General features: G+C 55.8%; 16 protein-coding genes, 5 tRNA genes and 1 other RNA gene. 1 reads left to right on the top strand and 21 read right to left on the bottom strand.

All coding sequences use genetic code 11. The features are described 5' to 3' along the window. Positions 1–3 precede the first annotated feature (3 nt). From NOS26_RS06330 to tkt, 20 genes are all read right to left on the bottom strand, one after another. Positions 4–723 carry a pseudouridine synthase gene (locus tag NOS26_RS06330; protein WP_014015898.1) on the bottom strand — a complete coding sequence of 240 codons (720 nt, stop codon included), beginning with the start codon at positions 721–723 and terminating at the stop codon, positions 4–6. Further along, positions 692–1,270, bottom strand: coding sequence for an SMC-Scp complex subunit ScpB (gene scpB / locus NOS26_RS06325; protein ID WP_027894924.1), 579 nt, complete (start codon positions 1,268–1,270; stop codon positions 692–694). The genes NOS26_RS06330 and scpB overlap by 32 nt, the downstream gene beginning before the upstream one ends. Beyond that, the gene (locus NOS26_RS06320) at positions 1,245–1,964 is read right to left on the bottom strand and encodes a ScpA family protein (protein WP_022497084.1); all 720 of its coding nucleotides are present in this window, start codon (positions 1,962–1,964) and stop codon (positions 1,245–1,247) included. Before NOS26_RS06320 ends, scpB begins: the two co-directional genes overlap by 26 nt. 135 nt (positions 1,965–2,099) lie before the next feature. Further along, positions 2,100–2,188, bottom strand: a tRNA-Leu gene (locus tag NOS26_RS06315). 19 nt (positions 2,189–2,207) lie between these two features. After that, a tRNA-Cys gene (locus NOS26_RS06310) sits at positions 2,208–2,281 on the bottom strand. Between the two features lie 5 nt (positions 2,282–2,286). Continuing rightward, a tRNA-Gly gene (locus tag NOS26_RS06305) sits at positions 2,287–2,361 on the bottom strand. 5 nt (positions 2,362–2,366) lie between these two features. Then, positions 2,367–2,442: transfer RNA gene (locus NOS26_RS06300), tRNA-Phe, on the bottom strand. Positions 2,443–2,445: 3 nt separating this feature from the next. Further along, a tRNA-Asp gene (locus NOS26_RS06295) sits at positions 2,446–2,522 on the bottom strand. A 189-nt stretch (positions 2,523–2,711) separates the two neighbouring features. After that, positions 2,712–4,247: a ribonuclease Y gene (gene rny, locus NOS26_RS06290; protein WP_014015895.1), complete on the bottom strand. Its 1,536-nt coding sequence runs from the start codon at positions 4,245–4,247 to the stop codon at positions 2,712–2,714. Between the two features lie 201 nt (positions 4,248–4,448). Further along, on the bottom strand, positions 4,449–4,892 hold the full coding sequence (locus NOS26_RS06285; RefSeq protein WP_255917423.1) for a regulatory protein RecX: 444 nt from the start codon (positions 4,890–4,892) through the stop codon (positions 4,449–4,451). Beyond that, entirely contained in the window at positions 4,893–5,975 is a 1,083-nt protein-coding gene (gene recA / locus NOS26_RS06280) for a recombinase RecA (RefSeq protein WP_255917422.1), read from the bottom strand. Positions 5,976–5,984: 9 nt separating this feature from the next. Then, a complete protein-coding gene (locus NOS26_RS06275) occupies positions 5,985–7,244 on the bottom strand; it encodes a competence/damage-inducible protein A (RefSeq protein WP_255917421.1) in 1,260 nt (419 codons plus the stop codon). A 15-nt stretch (positions 7,245–7,259) separates the two neighbouring features. Then, the gene (rimO, locus tag NOS26_RS06270) at positions 7,260–8,594 is read right to left on the bottom strand and encodes a 30S ribosomal protein S12 methylthiotransferase RimO (RefSeq protein WP_022498202.1); all 1,335 of its coding nucleotides are present in this window, start codon (positions 8,592–8,594) and stop codon (positions 7,260–7,262) included. 6 nt (positions 8,595–8,600) lie between these two features. Beyond that, on the bottom strand, positions 8,601–9,644 hold the full coding sequence (locus tag NOS26_RS06265) for an ABC transporter substrate-binding protein (protein ID WP_014015890.1): 1,044 nt from the start codon (positions 9,642–9,644) through the stop codon (positions 8,601–8,603). A 5-nt stretch (positions 9,645–9,649) separates the two neighbouring features. Beyond that, entirely contained in the window at positions 9,650–11,539 is a 1,890-nt protein-coding gene (locus tag NOS26_RS06260; RefSeq protein ID WP_014015889.1) for a YgiQ family radical SAM protein, read from the bottom strand. A gap of 12 nt (positions 11,540–11,551) precedes the next feature. Further along, the gene (locus NOS26_RS06255) at positions 11,552–11,956 is read right to left on the bottom strand and encodes a RodZ family helix-turn-helix domain-containing protein (RefSeq protein WP_014015888.1); all 405 of its coding nucleotides are present in this window, start codon (positions 11,954–11,956) and stop codon (positions 11,552–11,554) included. Positions 11,957–12,028: 72 nt separating this feature from the next. Then, a complete protein-coding gene (locus NOS26_RS06250) occupies positions 12,029–14,560 on the bottom strand; it encodes a DNA translocase FtsK (RefSeq protein ID WP_255917420.1) in 2,532 nt (843 codons plus the stop codon). A gap of 24 nt (positions 14,561–14,584) precedes the next feature. Beyond that, entirely contained in the window at positions 14,585–15,904 is a 1,320-nt protein-coding gene (locus tag NOS26_RS06245; protein WP_255917419.1) for a replication-associated recombination protein A, read from the bottom strand. A 78-nt stretch (positions 15,905–15,982) separates the two neighbouring features. Then, positions 15,983–16,160, bottom strand: a non-coding RNA gene (ssrS, locus tag NOS26_RS06240) — 6S RNA. A gap of 218 nt (positions 16,161–16,378) precedes the next feature. Further along, positions 16,379–18,370 (bottom strand): transketolase, encoded by a 1,992-nt coding sequence (gene tkt, locus NOS26_RS06235; protein WP_255917418.1) that lies wholly within the window; start codon positions 18,368–18,370, stop codon positions 16,379–16,381. A 160-nt stretch (positions 18,371–18,530) separates the two neighbouring features. Here tkt and NOS26_RS06230 point away from each other — a divergent pair, with 160 nt between their 5' ends. Continuing rightward, a complete protein-coding gene (locus tag NOS26_RS06230) occupies positions 18,531–19,292 on the top strand; it encodes an HAD family hydrolase (protein WP_014015884.1) in 762 nt (253 codons plus the stop codon). Positions 19,293–19,330: 38 nt separating this feature from the next. Here the strand turns inward: NOS26_RS06230 and NOS26_RS06225 are convergent, their stop codons facing one another. Next, positions 19,331–20,482, bottom strand: a complete 1,152-nt coding sequence (locus tag NOS26_RS06225) for a toxic anion resistance protein (protein WP_095340260.1) — start codon at positions 20,480–20,482, stop codon at positions 19,331–19,333. Between the last annotated feature and the right edge of the window lie 6 nt (positions 20,483–20,488).

Here is a 20,488-nt window from a genome sequence, read left to right as displayed (position 1 = left end):
TGTTTATTTATATTTATAGAGTTCAGCCACTTCTTCGCGGGTCAGCTTGCGATAGGCCCCGCGCTTGACGCCGCTCAGGGTCAGGAACGCATACTGGACGCGGCGCAGGTTGTGGACCTGGTAACCGAAAAATTCAAACATGCGGCGGACCTGGCGGTTGCGGCCTTCGTGGATGGTGATTTCCACACTGGTCAGATTGGTCTTCGGGTCATAGCCGATGTAATAGACATCGGCCGGTGCCGTCATGCCGTCCTTCAGTTCGACGCCGTCAGCCAGGTGCTGCAGGACCGAATCGGCAATGCGCCCTTTGACCTTGACTTCATACGTCTTGTCGACGAGGCGGCTGGGATGCATGAGGATATTGGCCAGTTCGCCATCATTGGTCATGATCAGCAGGCCTTCCGTGTTCTGGTCCAGGCGGCCGACGGCATAGATGCGGTCCTTTTCTTTCCTGAAATAATCCATGACCGTCGCCCGCCCCTGGTCGTCGCTCGAAGTCGTAATGACGCCCTTGGGCTTATTGAACAGGTAATAATGCTTCGGCTGCGCTTCCAGGGTCTTGCCGTCGACGGCAATGCGGTCCTTATCGGGATCGACTTTCGTCCCCAGTTCGCGGACGATGACGCCGTTCACGCGGACGCGCCCTTCTAATATCATCTTTTCCGAAGCGCGCCGTGAAGCGACACCGCAGTTACTCATCACTTTCTGTAACCGTTCTTCCATCAGTTGCATCCTCCGTAATATCTGCCGGCATGTGGCCGGCTAAATCGGCCAGGGAATCCATGCCGATACATTCTAAAAAATAAGCGGACGTACCGTATAAAATCGGCCGGCCCGGACTGTCCTTGCGCCCCAGTTCCACGACCAGTCCCTGCTGGACCAGCGACGTCAGGACCCGTTCCGACGAAACGCCGCGCAGCTTTTCGATTTCAGCCCGCGTAATGGGCTGCTTGAAGGCTACGATGGACAGGACTTCCAAAGCCATGGAAGACAATTCCGTCGTCCCTGTCCGCACCCATTGCAGGGCCTCATGGAGGTCCGGCCGCGTGACCAGTTGATAGCCGCCGGCTACACGGATGAGGACCAGGCCCCGCCGCTGGCTGCTGAGCAGATGCTGCAGGCGGCTGGCTGTTTCTTCCGTTTCGGCCTGGGTCCAGCCCGTATGGGCACAGATGGCTGTCACCGTCATGGGGTCGCCGCTCAGAAAGAGCAGGGCTTCCAGCAGAGCCGTCGGCTCTAGGGTATCAGTTTGGCGTGTATCGTAAGGCAACGGTATTCCCATCCTCTCCTTCAGCAACAGTAGCGCATTGACCGACCTTCAGCAATTCCAGGACGGCCAGGAAGGTGACGACCAGTTCGACCCGGGACCGGCAGGTCCGGAAAAGGCCTTCGACGGTCATCGTCCCCTGATTCCGCCGCAGGGCAAAGGTGACGCGGCGCATACATTCTTCGACGCTGTAGATTTCCTTCTGTATCCGGATCTCTACGGCCTCCGGCTCAGGCAGGGCCTGGCAGACTTTATGGAAAGCCTGGTAGAGGGCCTCTGTGTCGATGTGGCCGGCAAAACGGGCCTCATAGGGCATGGCCGTCGGCAAGCGTCCCAGCATCAGGCTGCGGACGTCCCACAAATGTCCCATAGCCTGGGACAAGGCTTTCATCTTCTTGTATTCGACGAGCTGCCGGACCAGCGCTTCCTGCGGGTCTTCTTCTTCCTCTTCCGTCAGTTTCGGCTGTTTGGGCAGGAGAAGGCGCGACTTGATCTGTAAGAGCGTCGCTGCCATGACGAAGAACTTGCTGGCGTAATCGACATCAAACGTGTCGATGTCTGCGACGTAGGCATTGAACTGGTCCGTGATCTCGACGATCGGTATGTTATAAATATCGACTTTGTTCTTTTCGATGAGATAGAGCAACAGGTCCAGGGGACCTTCAAAATCCGATACTTTATACTTGTATTCTGTCATGATTCATTATAACTCATTTTCCCATGAATGTGAATTTAACTGGATTGCGAAAAGGAGCTGTCCTAAGACAGCTCCTTTGTTTTGCAAGGGACTCGTCGGCCACGGCCAACATCGCTTACACGCTCGTTGTTTTTTTGGTGCCGGGGACCGGAATCGAACCGGTACGGATATCTCTATCCGACGGATTTTAAGTCCGTTGCGTCTGCCAGTTCCGCCACCTCGGCATGACGAAAGATGAAAATATGGAGGCGGCACCCAGAATCGAACTGGGGATGAAGGTTTTGCAGACCTCTGCCTTACCGCTTGGCTATGCCGCCATATATGGAGCGGAAAACGAGGCTCGAACTCGCGACCCCCACCTTGGCAAGGTGGTGCTCTACCACTGAGCTACTTCCGCATTTGTGGTGCTCAGGGACGGAATTGAACCGCCGACACGGGGATTTTCAGTCCCCTGCTCTACCGACTGAGCTACCTGAGCAATTGGCGACCCCGATCAGATTTGAACTGACGATCTTCGCCGTGACAGGGCGACATGTTAAACCGCTACACCACGGGGCCACTTTCTTTCGTTCTTTCGAGGCCGCTTCGGTATTTCTTAGTGCCTCGAACAAAAACTATTTTACTACAAGAAAAGGGTTTTGGCAAGTACTTTTTTTATTTTTTTCAAACTTTTTTTGACGGCTAAAAAAGAGACGCCCCGCAATGGCCGAAACCACTACGCGACGCCTCTCTATAGTTCAAAAAAGGTTATTTTGCATAATCCACCATCCGCGTTTCACGGATGACGACGACTTTGATCTGGCCTGGGTATTCCAGTTCCGCTTCGATGCGTTTGACAATGTCATGGACCAGCAGGACGCAGTCCGATTCATCCAGCTTGTCCGGTTTGACCATGACCCGGATTTCTCGGCCAGCCTGGATGGCAAAGCAGTCTTCGACGCCATCGAAGGATTCGGCGATTTCTTCGAGCTTCGTCAGGCGCTTCAGATAGTTTTCCAGCGTTTCCCGGCGGGCACCCGGACGGGCAGCCGAAACGGCATCTGCCGCCGATACCAGGACGGCTTCGACGCTGTGCGGCTCTTCATCACCGTGATGGGCAGCAATGCAGTTGACGACCAGCTTGGATTCGCCATATTTCTTGGCGATTTCCGTCCCAATCGAAACATGGGTCCCTTCCAGCTCGTGGTCCAGGGCTTTGCCGATATCATGGATCAGCCCGGCCCGTTTGGCCAGGTTTTCATCGACGCCCAGTTCAGCTGCCATGATGCCGGCCAGCTGAGAGACTTCGATGGAATGGCGCAGGACATTCTGGCCATAACTGGTACGATAGCGCAGGCGGCCGAGGATCTTGATGAGTTCAGGATGCAAACCGTGGACGCCCGTTTCATACGTCGCCTGTTCGCCAGCTTCGCGGATTTTCTGATTGACTTCTTTGCGGGCCTTTTCGACCATTTCTTCGATGCGTGCCGGATGGATACGGCCATCGGCAATCAGTTTTTCCAAGGCAATGCGGGCGATTTCGCGGCGGATCGGGTCAAAGCACGACAAGATGACCGCTTCCGGCGTATCGTCGATGATGAGATCGACGCCGGTCAGCGTTTCAATAGCCCGGATATTGCGCCCTTCGCGGCCGATGATACGGCCTTTCATTTCATCGTTCGGCAGAGACACGACAGATACCGTCGTTTCGGCGACGTGGTCGGCAGCACAGCGCTGGATAGCCATGGAAATGATTTCCCTGGCCTTGCCTTCGGCTTCTTCCTTGGCCTGTTCTTCCAGGCTCTTGATCATCTGTGCCGTTTCGTGCTTCACTTCGGTCTGGACGTTGTTCAGGAGCAATTCCTTGGCATCTTCATATGTCAAGCCGGAAATCCGTTCCAGTTCAGCCATCTTCTGTTCATGAAGGGCTTCGATTCTTTCCTGCATCTGCGTAACTTCATCTTCTTTACGCTGCAGGGCATCTTCTTTCTTCTCCATGGAATCGGATTTCTTGTCCAAATGTTCTTCTTTCTGCAACAGGCGCCGTTCAAAGCGCTGCAATTCATTGCGGCGTTCCTTGTGTTCCCGTTCTGCGTCGTTGCGCATCTTGTGGACTTCTTCTTTCCCTTCCAGGACGAGTTCCTTCTTGCGGGCTTCAGCGTTCTGCTGGGCCGTCGCAATGATGCGCTGCGCTTCGACTTCAGCCTGGCCGATCTTGCCTTCGGCGATTTTCTTGCGGTAAAGATACCCGGTGCCACCGCCGATGAGACCGCAGGCGACTGCTGCAGCAATAATCGTTAGCATAGTAATGGATTCACCTCCCCTTTCACAAAAAAAAGCCGAACTCCCAGTCCGGCTTTTTTTATGAGTATGTAAAATTTACTTCATGTTCAAAAAACCTACAATTATGCAAAATATAGACCAGTATATCAAACCGGCTCTCTTAATTGTAAATTTTTTTTATATCAATGTCAAGATAGACTTGACGTTTCCGGCACCTTGTAATCACCCATCGTCCTCTTCATCGCCACCGGTGAAGTCTTCCAGGATGTCCCCTATGACAGACGGCGAAAAGCCGCGGTACTGCAAAAAGCGGGCTGCCTTGCGGGCTTCATCGGCACGATAGGAAAATTTCCGCCCTGCCAGAACCTGAGCCAGGGCGTACTCATCAGGCCGCTCGACGTCTTCCGGTACGGGCAGGCCGCGGCGGCGCAGGCGGTTGGCGATGTACAGGTGGCCGTACTGCCCTTTGCGGGCATAATAGCGGTACACGTCGCCGGCCAGACGCTGGTCGTCGAGGAAATGTTCTTCCTTCAGGGCGGCGACGACTTCGTCCAGGACGGCGTCAGCGGCACCGCGGCGGCGCAGCTTGTCCCGCAGTTCCCTTTCGCTGAGAAAGCGGACATTCAGGAGCTGCAAGGCCTTTTCATAGGCTTCGCGGTACTCCATTTACGCTTCGTCGCTACCGGCTGCCGGCGTATCCGGCGTTTCCAGTGCTGCCGTATCCTCTTCTTCCATGGCTTCGTCGAATTTTTCCGGTTCCGCTGCCAGCGTATCGCGGATGATCTTTTCGACTTCGTCTGTGATTTCAGGATGTTCCTTCATGAATATCTTGACGTTTTCCTTGCCCTGGCCCAGGCGTTCGCCTTTATAAGAATACCAGGTGCCGCTCTTTTCGATGATATCCATGGACGTGCCCAGGTCGAGGACGGTGCCTTCGCGGGAAATTCCCGTGCCGTACATGATGTCGAATTCGCAGTGTTTGAAAGGCGGTGCCACTTTATTCTTGACGACTTTGACCCGCGCCCGGTTGCCGATGACGTCGCCACCGGATTTGATGGCTTCGCCCTTGCGGATTTCCATGCGGATCGACGCGTAGAACTTCAGGGCCCGGCCGCCTGTCGTCGTTTCGGGATTGCCGAACATGACGCCGACTTTTTCACGCAGCTGGTTGATGAAGATGACAATGGCCTTGGACTTGGAAATGATGCCTGTCAGTTTGCGCAGGGCCTGACTCATGAGACGGGCCTGGAGGCCAACATGGGAATCGCCCATTTCCCCTTCGATTTCCGCTTTCGGGACCAGGGCGGCTACGGAGTCGACGACGATGATGTCGACAGCGCCGCTGCGGACGAGTTCTTCCGTGATTTCCAGGGCTTGTTCGCCATTATCCGGCTGGGAAATGAGCAGTTCATTCGTGTCGACGCCGAGGTGGCGGGCATAGACCGGATCCAGGGCGTGTTCGGCATCGATGAAAGCGGCAATGCCGCCGCTCTTCTGGGCCGAAGCGATAGCATGCAGGGCCAGTGTCGTCTTGCCCGACGATTCAGGGCCATAGATTTCGATGACGCGGCCTCGGGGATAGCCGCCGACGCCGACGGCCAGGTCGACGGCCAGGGAACCCGATGAGATGACTTCCAGGTTCATCTTGTCGGCGACGTCGCCAAGGCGCATGATGGCACCTTTGCCAAAATCCTTTTCAATCTTGCGCATTGCATTTTCAAGTGCTGTCTGTTTTGCGTCCAACTTCATTCCTCCTAACTAGGCTTTCTTTGTATGATTCACTACATAGTGTACTAAATAATAGATGGCCCGCAGGGCAGCCCGCCGTTTAACTTCGGCCCGGCCGCCGTGATAGACGTCGCGGTGGGTCACGGTCCCCCAGGGGCCGCTGATGCCCGTATAGACCAGACCGACGGGCTGGTCCGGCGTACCTCCGCCGGGACCGGCGATACCCGTCGTACTGACGGCCAGATTCGTCCCATACAGGCGCCGGCTGCCATCGGCCATTTCGGCCGCCGTCTGGGCACTGACAGCCGTATACGTTTCCAGCGTATCATGCGAAACGCCGAGTATCTTTTCTTTCATCTCATTGCAGTACGTCCCGGCAGAACCGCGGAAATAATCGGAAGCGCCAGGGACATCGGTGATGAGCGAACCGACGAGTCCGCCCGTACACGATTCGGCAGCACTGACGGAATAGCCGCCCTGACGGACGACGTTCCCCAGGACATGGGCCATCGTGTCGTCATCAAAGGTGACGATCTGTCCGGCCAGCCGGCGGCGGACTTCCTGTTCCAAGGGAGCCAGCAGTTCCCGGGCCTGGTCTTCGCGGTCAGCCCGGGCTGTCAGGCGGACTTCGACGAAGCCCGGCCGGGCATACATGGCCAAGGTCGGGTTCGATTGCCCCTGGACCAGATCCATGAGCTGTTCTTCAATAAAAGCTTCGCCCAAGTCGTAAATCTTGATGTACCGCGAAGCGATGCATCCCTGGCTGCCAAAGGTCTGGAGCAGCCACGGTTTCAGACGGTTTTCATACATCCAGCGCATCTCTGTCGGCGGCCCCGGCAGGTGGACCAGGGTCTTGCCGCCTTGCTGCATGGCCACGCCCGGTGCCGTCCCGGCGCCGTTATCGAAGAGTACCGCTCCTTGCGGGACCATGGCCTGGCGCTTCTGGTTCTCGGTCATGGCCGCGCCGCCATGATGGATGCAGACCCATTGGCGGACCGACTCGGCAATAGCGTCGTCATAGACGAGGGGCATCCCCATGAGGCGGGCGCCGATGATTTTGGTCATGTCGCCCTGGGTCGGTCCGAGACCGCCCGTCGTGATGACCAGGTCGACGCGGGACAGAGCCACTTTCAGCGCTTCTTCCATGCGCTGCGGGTTGTCGCCGACAGTCGTATGATAAATGACAGAATAGCCTATTTCATTGAGTTTCTTCGATAAGTAAGCGGAATTATAATTGGTAATTTCACCTAATAACAATTCGGAACCTGTCGTAACCAGTTCCACTAACATACGCCATCACCTCGGTTAATCGATCCGTTCGGCTACGAGATCGTAAGCAAAGCCCTGGGCAATGCGGACGGGAATCATATCGCCTGGCTGCACGCCCTGGGCATCTTCCAGATAGGTCAGGCCATCGACATCGGGAGCCTGGATTTCAATGCGCCCGACGGCCTGACGGATACCCTTTTCTTCTTCTACTTTTTCGACGAGCATCGTATGGACAGAGCCTTCCAGTTCCTGGTTGCGGATTTCCGATACCTTGGCCTGGATGGCCATGAGCTGGTGATACCGTTCTTCCTTGACTTCTTCCGGTATCTGATCGTCCATAAGGGCGGCCGGCGTCCCGTCTTCCTGAGAATAAGTGAAGACGCCGACGTCGTCAAATTCCGTTTCCTTGACAAATTCACAGAGTTCCTGAAATTCTTCTTCCGTTTCGCCGGGGAAGCCGACGATGAACGTCGAGCGCAGGGTCAGCTTGCGGCCGTGGCTGCAGAGCTTCTTCATGAGACGGCGCACATCCTCTTCCGAATCGCGCCGGTTCATGCGCTGCAGGACGGTCTGGGAAATATGCTGGAGCGGCAGATCGACATAGGGACAGATTTTTTCTTCCTTGACGATGAGATCCATCAATTCGTCCGTAAAGTAATGGGGATAGAGATAGAACAGGCGGATCCAGCGGATGCCATCGATTTTCACCAGCTGGCGCAGCAATTCCGGCAGCAGGGAGTGCCCGGCCAGGTCGACGCCATAACTCGTCGTATCCTGGGCGATGAGGTTGATTTCTTTGACGCCGTCAGCAGCCAGCTGCTGTACTTCGGCTACGACAGAGTCGACAGGACGGCTGTACAGCTTGCCCCGTACATGGGGGATGATGCAGAAAGAGCAGCCGTTGTTGCAGCCTTCGCCGATCTTGACATAGGCACTGTATTTCGGCGTCGTCCGCAGGCGGCTCGTATTCTGGTTATAGAGATGACTGACGTCATCCATGTAGCAGGCTTTGCGGCCTTTCTTGACCGTATCGATGGCTTCCCAGATGCGGTCCCACGAACCGGTCCCCAACAAGGCATCGATTTCCGGCATTTCTTTCATCAGGTCCTGTTTATACTGCTGGCTCAGGCAGCCCGTGACGATGAGGATCTTACATTTCCCTTCTGTCTTGTAGCGGGCGGCCTGCAATATCGTATCAATGGATTCCTGCTTGGCTTTTTCAATGAACGTACACGTATTGACGATGATGATATCCGCCTGGGACAGGTCTTCCGTAATCTCCATATGGCGGTCACGAAGGATGCCCAGCATGACTTCCGTATCAATAAGGTTTTTGGAGCAGCCTAAGCTGACAAATCCGATTTTTTCCATGTATCTTTACTTTTCCTTTCCGAAGCGAACTGATTTGATCCACCAGGCCTGCAAATCGCGGCGGCCTTGATCAGAATATTGTTTTTTTACGGGGAATAAAGCGATTTCCTGGCCTTTGGCATCGACTTCCGCCTTAGCCGGCGGCAGGGCATCGCTCAAAAAAATGTGTTTTTGCCACAAGACGGCATTGGCATTGGACGAATAGAGCCAGTCGATGAAGGCATTCGTCAATTCACCGTCTTCGCACCAGTTGGTAACGGCCACCCCGGTCAGCCAATATGACGTGCCGTCCCGGGGATAGAGAATATAGATAGGCGCCCCGTCATGGCGGTACTGCCGGGCGACGGCGGCGTCGGCTACGCCCATATCAGCTTCGCCGCTGGCTACGCGGCGGACGTTGGCCGACATCGATTTCGAATAGGACGCTACATGGCCCTGGAGGGAGCGCAGGTAGCGTTCACTGTCTTCAATGCCTCTCATTTCTACGAAAGAACAGAGAAATTCGCCAGCCATGTCCATAGACGCCAGGTCCGGGAAGGCCAGGACCATTTCGGGATCCGTCAGGAGGTCGTCCCAGGTGCGGATCTGCATGCCCCGCCGTTCATAATAAGACTGGCTGACGATGAAGACCATCGGGTTATACCACAGGCCATTCCACAGCTGTTCCGGGTCCTTCATGGACGGCAGCACCTTATCGGTGACGGGCGACGCATAGGGCTGGAGGATGCCGTTTTTCTTCTGTTCCCGCAGATTGTCTTCCGACACGATGAGGATATCCGGCTTGACGCCGCTGTCCGTTTTCAGGGCCTGGCGGATATCGCCGTCGCTCTTGGAATAAATCTGGACGCGCAGATGTTTCTGTTCATAAAAAAGCTGAGCCAGTCCGTCGTTGACATCCTGAGGCAGGTCGGAAAAGACGACGAGATGGCGTTCCGCTTCATAAGCCCGCTGAGCCTCTTCCTGCTGGCGCTTCGTCAAAATCGGGCCGCACAAGCTGAGGAGCAGGATGACGAAAAGGCTGAGGACAATAAAAGGCACGAATTTCTTCATTAGATTCACCTGAATTTTCTAGTCTTAGCCGTTCCCCTTCCCTGCCTGCGGGATGGGGCAGCAGGACGGCCGGCTTTATCAGGCCGCCGTCCTGCCTGATGGCGCCGCGGCGCAATAAGGCATTTCGGGCCATAACCGATGAGGTCCCGCCGGCCGGCCAGGCACAGGGCCTTATAGACAATATCATAATTGGCCGGGTTCTTATACTGCATGAGGGCCCGCTGCATCTGTTTTTCTTCCGGCCGGCGGGCGACGTAGACCTTTTCCCCCGTCAAGGGATTGAGGCCGGTATAATACATGGCCGTCGACAGGCTCCCCGGCGTCGGGATGAAGTCCTGCACCTGTTCCGGCTGCATATGCATGTCCCGCAGAAATTCAGCCAGGGCCACGGCATCCTTCAGGGTACAGCCGGGATGGCTGGACATGAAATACGGGACGAGGTACTGTTTCTTTCCCAGTTCCCGGTTGGCCTCATCGAACCAGTCCTTGAACTTCAGGAAAGCCTGGACGTCGGCCTTTCCCATGAGGTCCGTCACGTGTTTGACGACGTGTTCCGGAGCCACTTTCAGCTGACCGCTGACGTGGTACTGGCAGAGTTCCTTGACGAAGGCCTTGTTGTGATCGGCCAGGACATAGTCATAGCGCAGGCCCGAACGGACGAAGACCTTCTTGACGCCCTTGACGCTGCGGATTTCCCGCAAGAGCTTGACATAATCATCATGGGACGTATCGAGGTTCGGGCAGGTCTCACTGCCGATGCAGTGGCGGTTGCGGCAGGCGCCGTCCTTGAGCTGCTTGGCACAGGCAACGTGACGGAAGTTCGCCGTCGGGCCGCCGACGTCATGGATATAGCCCTTGAAGCCCGGCAAATGGGTCATGCGCTCCGTTTCCCGGACGAGCGATTCATGGCTGCGATGCTGGATGATACGCCCTTGATGGCTGGCGATGGCACAGAAATGGCAGTGGCCGAAACAGCCGCGTTGGCTGGTCAGGCTGAACTGCACTTCATGGAGAGCCGGTACGCCGCCGGCGGCATCGTAATCGGGATGCCAGCGCCGCTGGAAGGGCAGTTCGTAAATGGCATCCATCTCTTCCGTCGTCAAGGGCAGGGTCGGCGGCGTCTGGACGACGAAGCGGTTCTCTGACGGCTGGATGAGAGTCTTGCCGTAAAAGGGGTCCTGCTCTTCATACTGCATCTTGAAGGCCCTGGCAAAAGCCAGTTTATCGGCCTTGACCTCTTCATAGGACGGGCAGACGACGGTCTTATCCGAAATGGGCGGCCTGCTGGTCACGTAGCAGATACCGCGGATATCGTACATTTCAGCGACCGTCTTGCCTTCGGCCAGGGCGTCGGCGATTTCGACTACGGAATGTTCCCCCATACCATAGCTGAGGATGTCAGCCTTACTGTCCAGGAGGATAGAATGACGCACTTTATTGGACCAATAATCGTAGTGGGCAAAACGGCGCAGGCTGGCTTCAATGCCGCCGATGATGATGGGCACGTCTTTATAAGCTTCCCGCATGCGGTTGGCATAGACAATCGTCGCCCGTTCCGGCCGACGGCCGGCTTCTCCGCCGGGTGAATAACTGTCGTGGCTGCGGAATTTCTTGGCCGCCGTCTTTTCATTGAGCATGGAATCCAGATTGCCTGCCGTAATCAAGGCAGCCAGCCGCGGCCGTCCCAATTGCTTGAACGGTTCGTCACTGTGCCAGTCGGGCTGGGAAATGATTCCGACACGATAGCCCCGGCTTTCCAATACGCGGCCGATGAGGGCTGCGGCAAAACCGGGGTGATCGACATAGGCATCGCCATTGATGTAGACAAAATCGAGTTGGTCCCAGCCGCGGCGTTCCATGTCTTCCCGGCTGGTTACTAAAAATTTCTCGCGCATATTGCTCCTTATTTAAATTAAAATCCAAATGATGAGCAGCAGGAAAATGATGATACCGGCAATGATAGTGATTTCCGGCCATTTCCCCTGGCGCTGCTTCTTCTTTTTAGTACTATCTTTACGGATTTTCTTCTTTTTCACGGGCATAATAGTCCGCACTTCCGGCTGCGGGGTCCGCTCTTCGACGTTTTCCTTATATTCCCGGGCCAGGGCAACGCCGTCCAGTTCCAGGAAATTGCCATAGTTGCGGAGGAAACCTTTGACGAAGACGGCACCGGGGATGGCATCGTATTCGTCTTTTTCCAGGGCTTCCAGGTATTCCCGCTTTATATTGAGGGCATAAGACACATCCTGCAGCGTCAGCCCCTGTTGTTCTCTTGCCAGTCGCAATACTTCGCCAATCGAAGATTCATTCACGGTTATTCCTCTCCCTACTCTCTATAATCGTATCTTTTATTATATAACAGATACGGCAAAGGGTACAGGGGGTCAGCTCAAATACTTCTGCTGGACCTCATCGGCCGTCATGAGGATTTCCCGCGGCTTGCTGCCGTTATTGGGGCCGACGATGTGCATGGCTTCCATCATGTCGATCATGCGGGCTGCCCGCGTATAGCCGACGCGGAAGCGGCGCTGGAGCATGGACGTCGATGCCTGCCCCGTTTCCAGGACCATGTCGATGGCCTGGCGCATGAGGTCGTCTTCAAAGAAATCGACGCTGTCTTCGGGATTTTCCGACTGGGCCTTCTGGACAGCTTCATCATACTGAGGACCGCCCTGGGCTTTGATAAATTCTACCATCTCATCGATTTCCGAATCAGAAATGAAGGCCCCTTGGACGCGGAGCGGCTTGGATGCGCCAAGGGGATAGAAGAGCATGTCACCCTTGCCGATCAGTTTTTCGGCACCGGCCATGTCGAGGATGGTCCGCGAATCGACCTGGCTGGAAACGGCAAAGGCGATACGGCTGGGGACATTGGCCTTGATGAGGCCGGTCAGGACATCGACAGACGGCCGCTGTGTAGCCAGGACGAGGTGCATCCCGCAGGCCCGCGCTTTCTGACCCAGGCGGATGATCGACTTTTCGACGTCGTCCGATGCCGTCATCATGAGGTCTGCCAATTCGTCGATGATGATGACGATGAAAGGCATGGCATCTTCCGGATGGAGTTCATTATACCGGGAAATATCCCGCGTATGAGTGATGGCGAAGCGCTTGTAGCGGTCGTCCATTTCCCGGACAGCCCAGCGCAGGACGCTGGCGGCTTTCTTCGGATCCGTGACGACTGGCGTCAGCAGGTGAGGAATACCGTTGTAATTCGATAATTCGACGACCTTCGGATCGATGAGGATGAGCTTGACGTCTTCCGGCCGCTGTTTAAAGAGGATGCTGGCGATGAAGGTGTTGATGCAGACACTCTTGCCGGAACCGGTCGAGCCGGCTACCAGGAGGTGAGGCATCTTGGTCAGGTCGGCGACGATGGGATTGCCGGCAATATCCTTGCCCAGGCAGACCGGGACGCCGCCAGCGGCCTTGCGGAACGTATCCGTGTCGATGACGTCGCGCAGATTGACGCCGGTCAGCTTCTTGTTCGGCACTTCGATGCCGACGGCAGCTTTGCCGGGAATCGGCGCTTCGATACGGATATCCGTCGCAGCCAGTTTCAAGGCCAGGTCGTCGGCGAGATGGACGATTTTGCTGACCTTGACGCCAGCCGCCGGTTCCAGTTCATAGCGCGTAATGGACGGCCCCTGGCTGGCATTGAGTATCTTGGCGTCGATATTGAAGCTCTGCAGCGTTTCCTGGAGGATGCGGGCATTTTCCCGGACTTCATCGCTCAGGCCGACGGCGTGCTGCGGACCCGGTTTCAACATGCTCACCGGCGGCAGATGGTACGTCTTTTCACCGGCGGCTTTGGGAACGGCACTGCTCCCTTCTTCGCTCGTATCGACGGCGACGCTGCTCTTTTCGACTTCGATGGGTTTGAGGTCGTCCATGTCATGACGAAGGACATCCGTTTCCTGCGCCAGCGGCGTTTTTACTGGGGCGGCAGGCTGGACATCGTGGGCCGTCGGTTCCGTATCGCCGACGATGGTTTCATGGATCTGGCTGAGCTTTTGCGGTTCCGGTGAAGATTCTGCTTCTTCAAAACCGTCGCTGGCCCAGTCATACGGGACGTCTTCTTCGATGGGGCTGGCGTCGAAACGGACTTCTTCCACGCCGTTGCCCAGGTCGCGGGCGTCGGATATGGTTGTCGCTGCGGGATGGTCCGAGTTCTCGGGATGATTGTCGATTACGGGATTCCCACAAGCGGGACGCCCTAACGGGTCGTCCCCTACAACCGCCTGCAAATCGAAGATGCGGCGGCGTTCGTGCCACTGTTTCAAGGACTGGGATGCGTCCTGCAGGCCTTCGACGGCCTTGCCCGATACTTTGGCCGCTTCCTGTCCGGCCTTATCGGCTACGACAGCCACAGGCTTAGAAATAGACCAATTCTTCCAGACCAGGAAGGTGACGATGCAGGCGCCGGTAATAGCCATGACAGCCCCAAAAAATCCGAGAAACCGGCGCAGGACCGAGGCCATGACAGCCCCGACGACACCGCCGCCGACGGACAGACTGTGCGGCAGAAATTCCGTCCCCTCCGGAATGACCAATAAATGGACCAATCCCAGGAGGAGGACATAGATCCAAGTCCCGACGGCCCAGGATTTCGTAACCGGGCAGGCCTTGCGGATGACGATATACTTCAGTCCCAGGACGATGAGGGACAAACTGACGACAATCCGGCCCAGGCCGAAAATATACGCTAAGATATCATCGACGCTGTGACCGATGCGGCCTGTATCGACGCCGATGAAACCGACCGTCGCAAAAAGGCCTACGAGAATACAACAGATACCAATGATTTCATATTTCAAAAGCGGCGATGTCCCTGCCTTCCTGGCAGTCTTCGCCTTCTGACGCGTACCAGCAGTCCGCTTGGAACGGCTGGTTTTACGAGTCTTTCCTTTCGCCAAAACATTTCACCTTCTACTAATAGATTACTTGCCGCCGCGGCGTTTGTGCCAGGCAGCCGTCATAGATTGTTCCTGCCCGTAAGGCCGTTCCTTGTAATACGACGCCTCTTTCAAGGCATCTGGCAGATACTGCTGGGCCACCCATCCCCCATCGAAATCATGGGGATACCGATAGGTCAGACCATTGCCCAGAGCGGCTGCGCCGCTGTAATGGCTGTCGCGCAGATAATCGGGCACATCACCGCAGTCTTTGTGGCGGACATCGGCCAGAGCCGCATCGATGGCCAGATAGGCACTATTGCTCTTCGGCGCACAGGCCACGTAAATGACGGCTTCTGACAAGATGATGCGTCCCTCCGGCCAGCCGACGAACTGGACGGCCTGGGCAGCGGCATTGGCAATGACCAGGGCCTGAGGATCGGCCAGTCCGACGTCTTCGGCTGCACAGATGACCAGGCGGCGGGCAATGAAGGACGGCTGTTCGCCGGCTTCGATCATACGGGCCAGGTAGTGCAGGGCCGCATCGGGGTCGGAGCCGCGCATGCTTTTGATGAAAGCCGACACCGTATCGTAATGGGCATCGCCTTTTTTATCATACGTATAGACTTTATGACCGGCTACCTTTTCAATGGCGTCGTGCGTGATATGGCCGCCAGCCGGTACGACCAGGCAGACCTGTTCCAGCAGGTTCAGGCCGACGCGGGCATCGCGGTCAGCCAGACGGGCCAAGGTCCCTAGCATCTCATCGCTGGCGGAAATCCCCAGCGAACCCAGGCCTTTCTCCCTGTCCGTCAGGGCCCGCCGCAGGACGGCTGTGACGGCCTGTTCCGACAGGGGTTTCAATTGGATGACGCGCAGGCGCGACAATAAGGGGCGGTTGACTTCGAAATAAGGATTTTCCGTCGTCGCCCCGATGAGGATGACCGTCCCGTCTTCGACATACGGCAACAGGACGTCTTGCTGACTTTTATTGAAGCGGTGGATTTCATCGATGAAGAGGATCGTCCGCCTTTGATATAGATGGATGGCATCCTGCGCAGCGGCAATGACCTTGCGAAGTTCTGCCGTGCCTGCCGTGACTGCGTTGAGTGTTACGAAACGGCTGTCCGTTTCATTGGCAATGACATGGGCCAGTGTCGTCTTGCCGACACCGGAAGGACCGTAAAACAACAGGGACGGAATGGTGTCCTTTTCGATGAGGGTCCGCAAAAAACTACCGGGCCCGATGAGGTCGTCCTGGCCATAGATGTCATCCAGAGATTCCGGCCGCATGCGGACGGCCAGCGGTGCATAGCCCTGGCCGCTCCGTTCATCAGCCATAGAAAATAAATCGTCTCCGCTCATTTGTTTGCTCTCCAGACTAAATAGAACGCCGCTAAGTCTCCTCAGCGGCGGACAAGTAACTAAATTCTCAAATAAGAAAAGAGCCCCACCATGCCGTTTATAAACCGAGTTTTGAGCCTGCCTAAGCAGGTGGGTGTTCTCCTATAAAGGTCGACAGTCCAGTGAAGGCATTGCCTAACGATATAGAGCCCGAACTCCCAATGTAAAAAGTGTTGGTTCAAAACATCGAGACCATTTACGCACACAGTAGGGTTTCTTCTTGTTCTTAGTATAATAAAATACGCAAGAAAAATCAAGCCTTGACAAATAGAAAAGGTGCTCCTGCATAAGCAGAAGCACCTTTTCGTGGTTCGTGGTTCGTTTGGCGTTTGGCGAAGTGGCACACAAATACCGTTTTTGGATGTCCACAGGACTCAGGCGGGCCGCCGCTATGGCGGCCCCTACGATCCACGAGCCACGAGCCACGAGCCACGATTATTTCACGACTTTCTTTACAGCGGCTACGACGTTTTCAGTGGTGAAACCGAATTTCTTGAATAAAACGCCAGCCGGAGCGGACGCACCAAAGGATTTCATAGAAACCGTCGTTCCGTCGAGGCCAACGTATTTACCCCAACCGAAGTCCGAAGCGGCTTCGACAGCGACGCGGGCGCGGACGGCTTTCGGGAGGACCTGTTCTTTATAGGCTTCGTCCTGCTGTTCAAAGAGTTCCAGGCAGGGCATGCTGACGACACGGACGTCGACACCTTCTTTAGCCAGTTCGTCTTTGGCGTTGACGGCCAGTTCGACTTCCGAACCACTGGCCATGATGATGGCATCGGGAACGGCTTTCTTGGCATCGGCGATGACGTAAGCCCCTTTCAAGGCTTCTTTGCTGCTGCCGGCGAGCTGCGGCAGGTTCTGACGAGTCAGGACGAGGGCCGTCGGCGTCTTCTGGCTGGTAGCAGCCAGGTACCAGCCGGCAGCCGTTTCCGTAGCGTCAGCCGGACGGAAGACGTTGACATTGGGAAGGGAGCGGAGCATGGCCAGCTGTTCGATCGGTTCATGTGTCGGACCGTCTTCGCCGACGCCGATGCTGTCGTGCGTGAGGACGTAGGTCGTCGGCAGGCTCATGAGGGCAGCCAGGCGGATCATGGGTTTCATATAATCGCTGAAGACGAAGAACGTACCGGCATACGGACGGACGCCACCGTGGAGGGCCAGGCCGTTGGTGATGGCACCCATGGCCAGTTCGCGGACGCCGAAGTGGACGTTGCGGCCGCTGTAATCGGCTTTGCTGAAGAAGCCTTCGTCTTTCATTTCCGTCTTGTTCGACGGAGCCAGGTCGGCACTGCCGCCGAAGAGCTGGGGCATGATGTCCTTCAGACGATTGATCATCGTGCCGGACAAGCTGCGCGTAGCCTGCGGCTTATCTTCATAAGCCCAGAAAGCTTCATTATTCAAGAGAGCCTTGGCATCGACATCGCTGTGGAAGGCATCCCATTTGGCCTTCATTTCCGGGAATTTAGCAGCGTAGTCGGCAAAGAGTTTCTGCCAGTCCGCTTCGGCTGCGCCGGCTTTCTGGCTCAATTCAGCATAATGCGCATAGACTTCGTCGGGAATGTAGAACGTTTCCTGCGGTTTCGGCCAGCCCAGGTTTTCTTTCATGGCGACGATGTTTTCTTCACCCAACGGCGAGCCATGAGCGGCAGCCGAACCCTGTTTAGCCGGGCAGCCATAGCCGATCTGGGTCTTGATGGTGATGAACGACGGATGTTCTTTATCGGCTTTTGCTTCTTCGATAGCTTTGCCGATGGCGTCGAGATCCGTGCCGTCTTCGACGGTGATCGTCTGGAAGCCGAAAGCAGCCATGCGGGCCTGGACATTTTCGGTAAAGGCGATGTCCGTGTTGCCTTCGATGGAAATGTTGTTGCTATCGTAGAGGACGATGAGTTTGGACAGGCCTAACGTCCCGGCCAAAGAGAAAGCTTCCGAAGAAATACCTTCCATCAAGCAGCCGTCGCCGCAGAGGGCGAAGGTGTAGTGGTCGACGACGGGATAGCCCGGTTTATTGAAAACAGATGCCAAGTGAGCTTCTGCCATAGCCATGCCGACAGCCATGCCCAAGCCGGCACCGAGGGGGCCTGTCGTCGCTTCGACGCCCGTCGTGTGGCCGTATTCCGGATGCCCCGGAGTCAAGGAGCCGTCTTGACGGAACTGTTTAATATCGTCCATGGTCAGGCCGTAGCCGTAGAAATGGAGCAGCGAATACAGCAGCATCGAGCCGTGGCCCGCCGACAGGATGAAGCGGTCGCGGTTCGCCCATTTCGGGTCCTTTGCGTTGTGGTTCATGTGGTTTGCCCAGAGTTCGTATGCAATGGGAGCTGCGCCGAGGGGCAGGCCGGGATGGCCGGAATTTGCCTTCTGGATGGCGTCAGCTGACAATACACGAATGGCATTTACACAAGTCGTATCAATGGTGCTCATTAGTCAAATCGCTCCTTTTTATGTAATCGAAGATAAATAGACATTCACCTTATTATGTAAAAAAAGGACCCCTTCTGTCAATGGCAAAAGGGGATTTTGAGAGAATTTTATATATGCTATAATAAAGCAGTTTATGAATTTTTCGAGAAAGGATAGACTCATGACGAAAAAATACTTTTTCTTCGATATCGACGGGACCCTGGGGCTGGGGATTTCCAGCATCATCCCGGCCGATACGCTGTACTGCCTGCGCCGCCTCGTCCAGGAAGGCCATTTCATCGCCATCGCTTCGGGCCGCCTGCAGCACGACACGCAGACCTTTGCCGACCGCTATGGCATACCGGCCGTCGTCGCCGACGGCGGCAACAGCCTGTCCCTGGACGGCAAAGTCCTGGAAATGACCGGCCTGCCCCTGGAGAACTGTAAAGCCCTCCTGCGCGACTTGACGGCCCGCCACTACCCTTGGGCCGTCGTCACCGATAATACCATCAACCGTTATACGCCTTATGTCGATTTCCCTCACGACGACCCGAGGAACTACATGGAAACCGTCGTCCGCCCAGTCGACATCGAGAGCCTGACGGCCGTCTATAAAATCATGTACGCCCGGCCGCAGCGGCCCGAAGATGAAGTGCCTGCCTACGGATTGCCCCACTTGGAATACATCGACCACACGTACCTCATCGAACCGACGGACAAGAGCCGCGGTATCCTGCGCATGCTGGATCTCGTCGGCGGCAGGCCGGAAGACGCCGTCGTCTTTGGCGACGGCCTGAACGACATTTCCATGTTCCGTAAGCCCTTCTTCTCCATCGCCATGGGCAATGGCCGGGATGAATTGAAAGCCCGCGCCGACTACGTCACCGGCGACAACGACAAGGGCGGCATCCTGGAAGCCTGCAAAAAATTCGGCTGGCTGTAAGGGATAGTCCATAGTTTGTAGTTTGTAATTTGTAGTTTTTAGTTGTGACCGGCGCCTTTTAACAGGGCTTCCCGCAGGCGGTCTTCGATCTGGACCAGTTCTGCTTCCGCTGCCTGCCGCTTCTGGCGGCCTTCCTGCTGGATGCGCAGCGTATCTTCAATGGTGCTGATCAAATCTTCGTTGACCTGTTTGACCGTTTCGATGTCGACGATGGACCGTTCATTTTCAACAGCCGTATCGTGGGAGTTCTGCTTGAGCATGGCCGCATTGCGCTTGAGGAGCTCATTCGTCGTATTGGAAACGGCCTGCTGCATTTCCAGGGCTTCTTTCTGCCGTCCCAGGCCCAGGGCCAGGACCATCTGGTTCTTCCACAGCGGGATGGTGTTGTAAATGGCACTCTGGATGCGGTCGACGAGGATCTTGTCATTGTTCTGGATGATGCGGATCTGCGGTGCCGTCTGGATGGCGATGGTCTTGCTGATCTTCAGGTCGTGCACTTTCTTTTCAAAACGGCTGACAGCATCCTTGAAATCCTGGACGACCTGGACGGCCATGGGATTATCCGATACCTGGGCCTGGGCTTCCAGCTTGGGAATCGTCGTCTGGTTCAATTCCTGTATCTTTTCTTCGCCAGCCTGGATATAGAGCTGGAGCTGCTTGAAATATTCCAGATTCTTGTCGTAAAGGCCGTCGAACATGGCAATGTCCTTCATGAGGGTCATCTTCTGGTTGTCCAGGCCGGCTTGTATCTTGTCAATCTGGGCGGCCAGCGTCGTGTAGGATTTGGTCAGGGCTTCACCTTTCTTGAACAGCGAGCCGACGACGGGCAGGCTGGCAAAAAAGCTCTTGTCTTCATCGTTTTCGTCTTCAAAGGCTTTGACCCGCTTGACCAGGTCGTTGAGCAGGTCGCCGGCTACGGCCGGATCCGTACTCTTGACAGTCGACAAGACGCTGTTGGAAAAGTTGGCAATGTTCTTCTGAGCGCCGCTGCCATACTGGACGATGGCGTTAGAATTGACCAGGTCGATAGAATCCTTGATGGTGTCGATCTGCTGCCGTTCTTCCGGCGTCAGGCTTTCGACCTGAGCATTGAACTGAGCCACTTCATGGCCCTGATCGACGACGGGTACAGCCGGCTGGCTTTCAGCATGCCGTTTTTCTAAGAGGTCATTCAAATTGATATCAGCCATACTATT

Origin of the sequence: Megasphaera sp. SC8-1 (assembly GCF_024436295.1) — a bacterium.
In the GTDB taxonomy this organism is placed as follows: Bacteria; Bacillota; Negativicutes; order Veillonellales; family Megasphaeraceae; genus Megasphaera; species Megasphaera elsdenii.
This window is presented reverse-complemented; position numbering and strand designations above follow the sequence as displayed.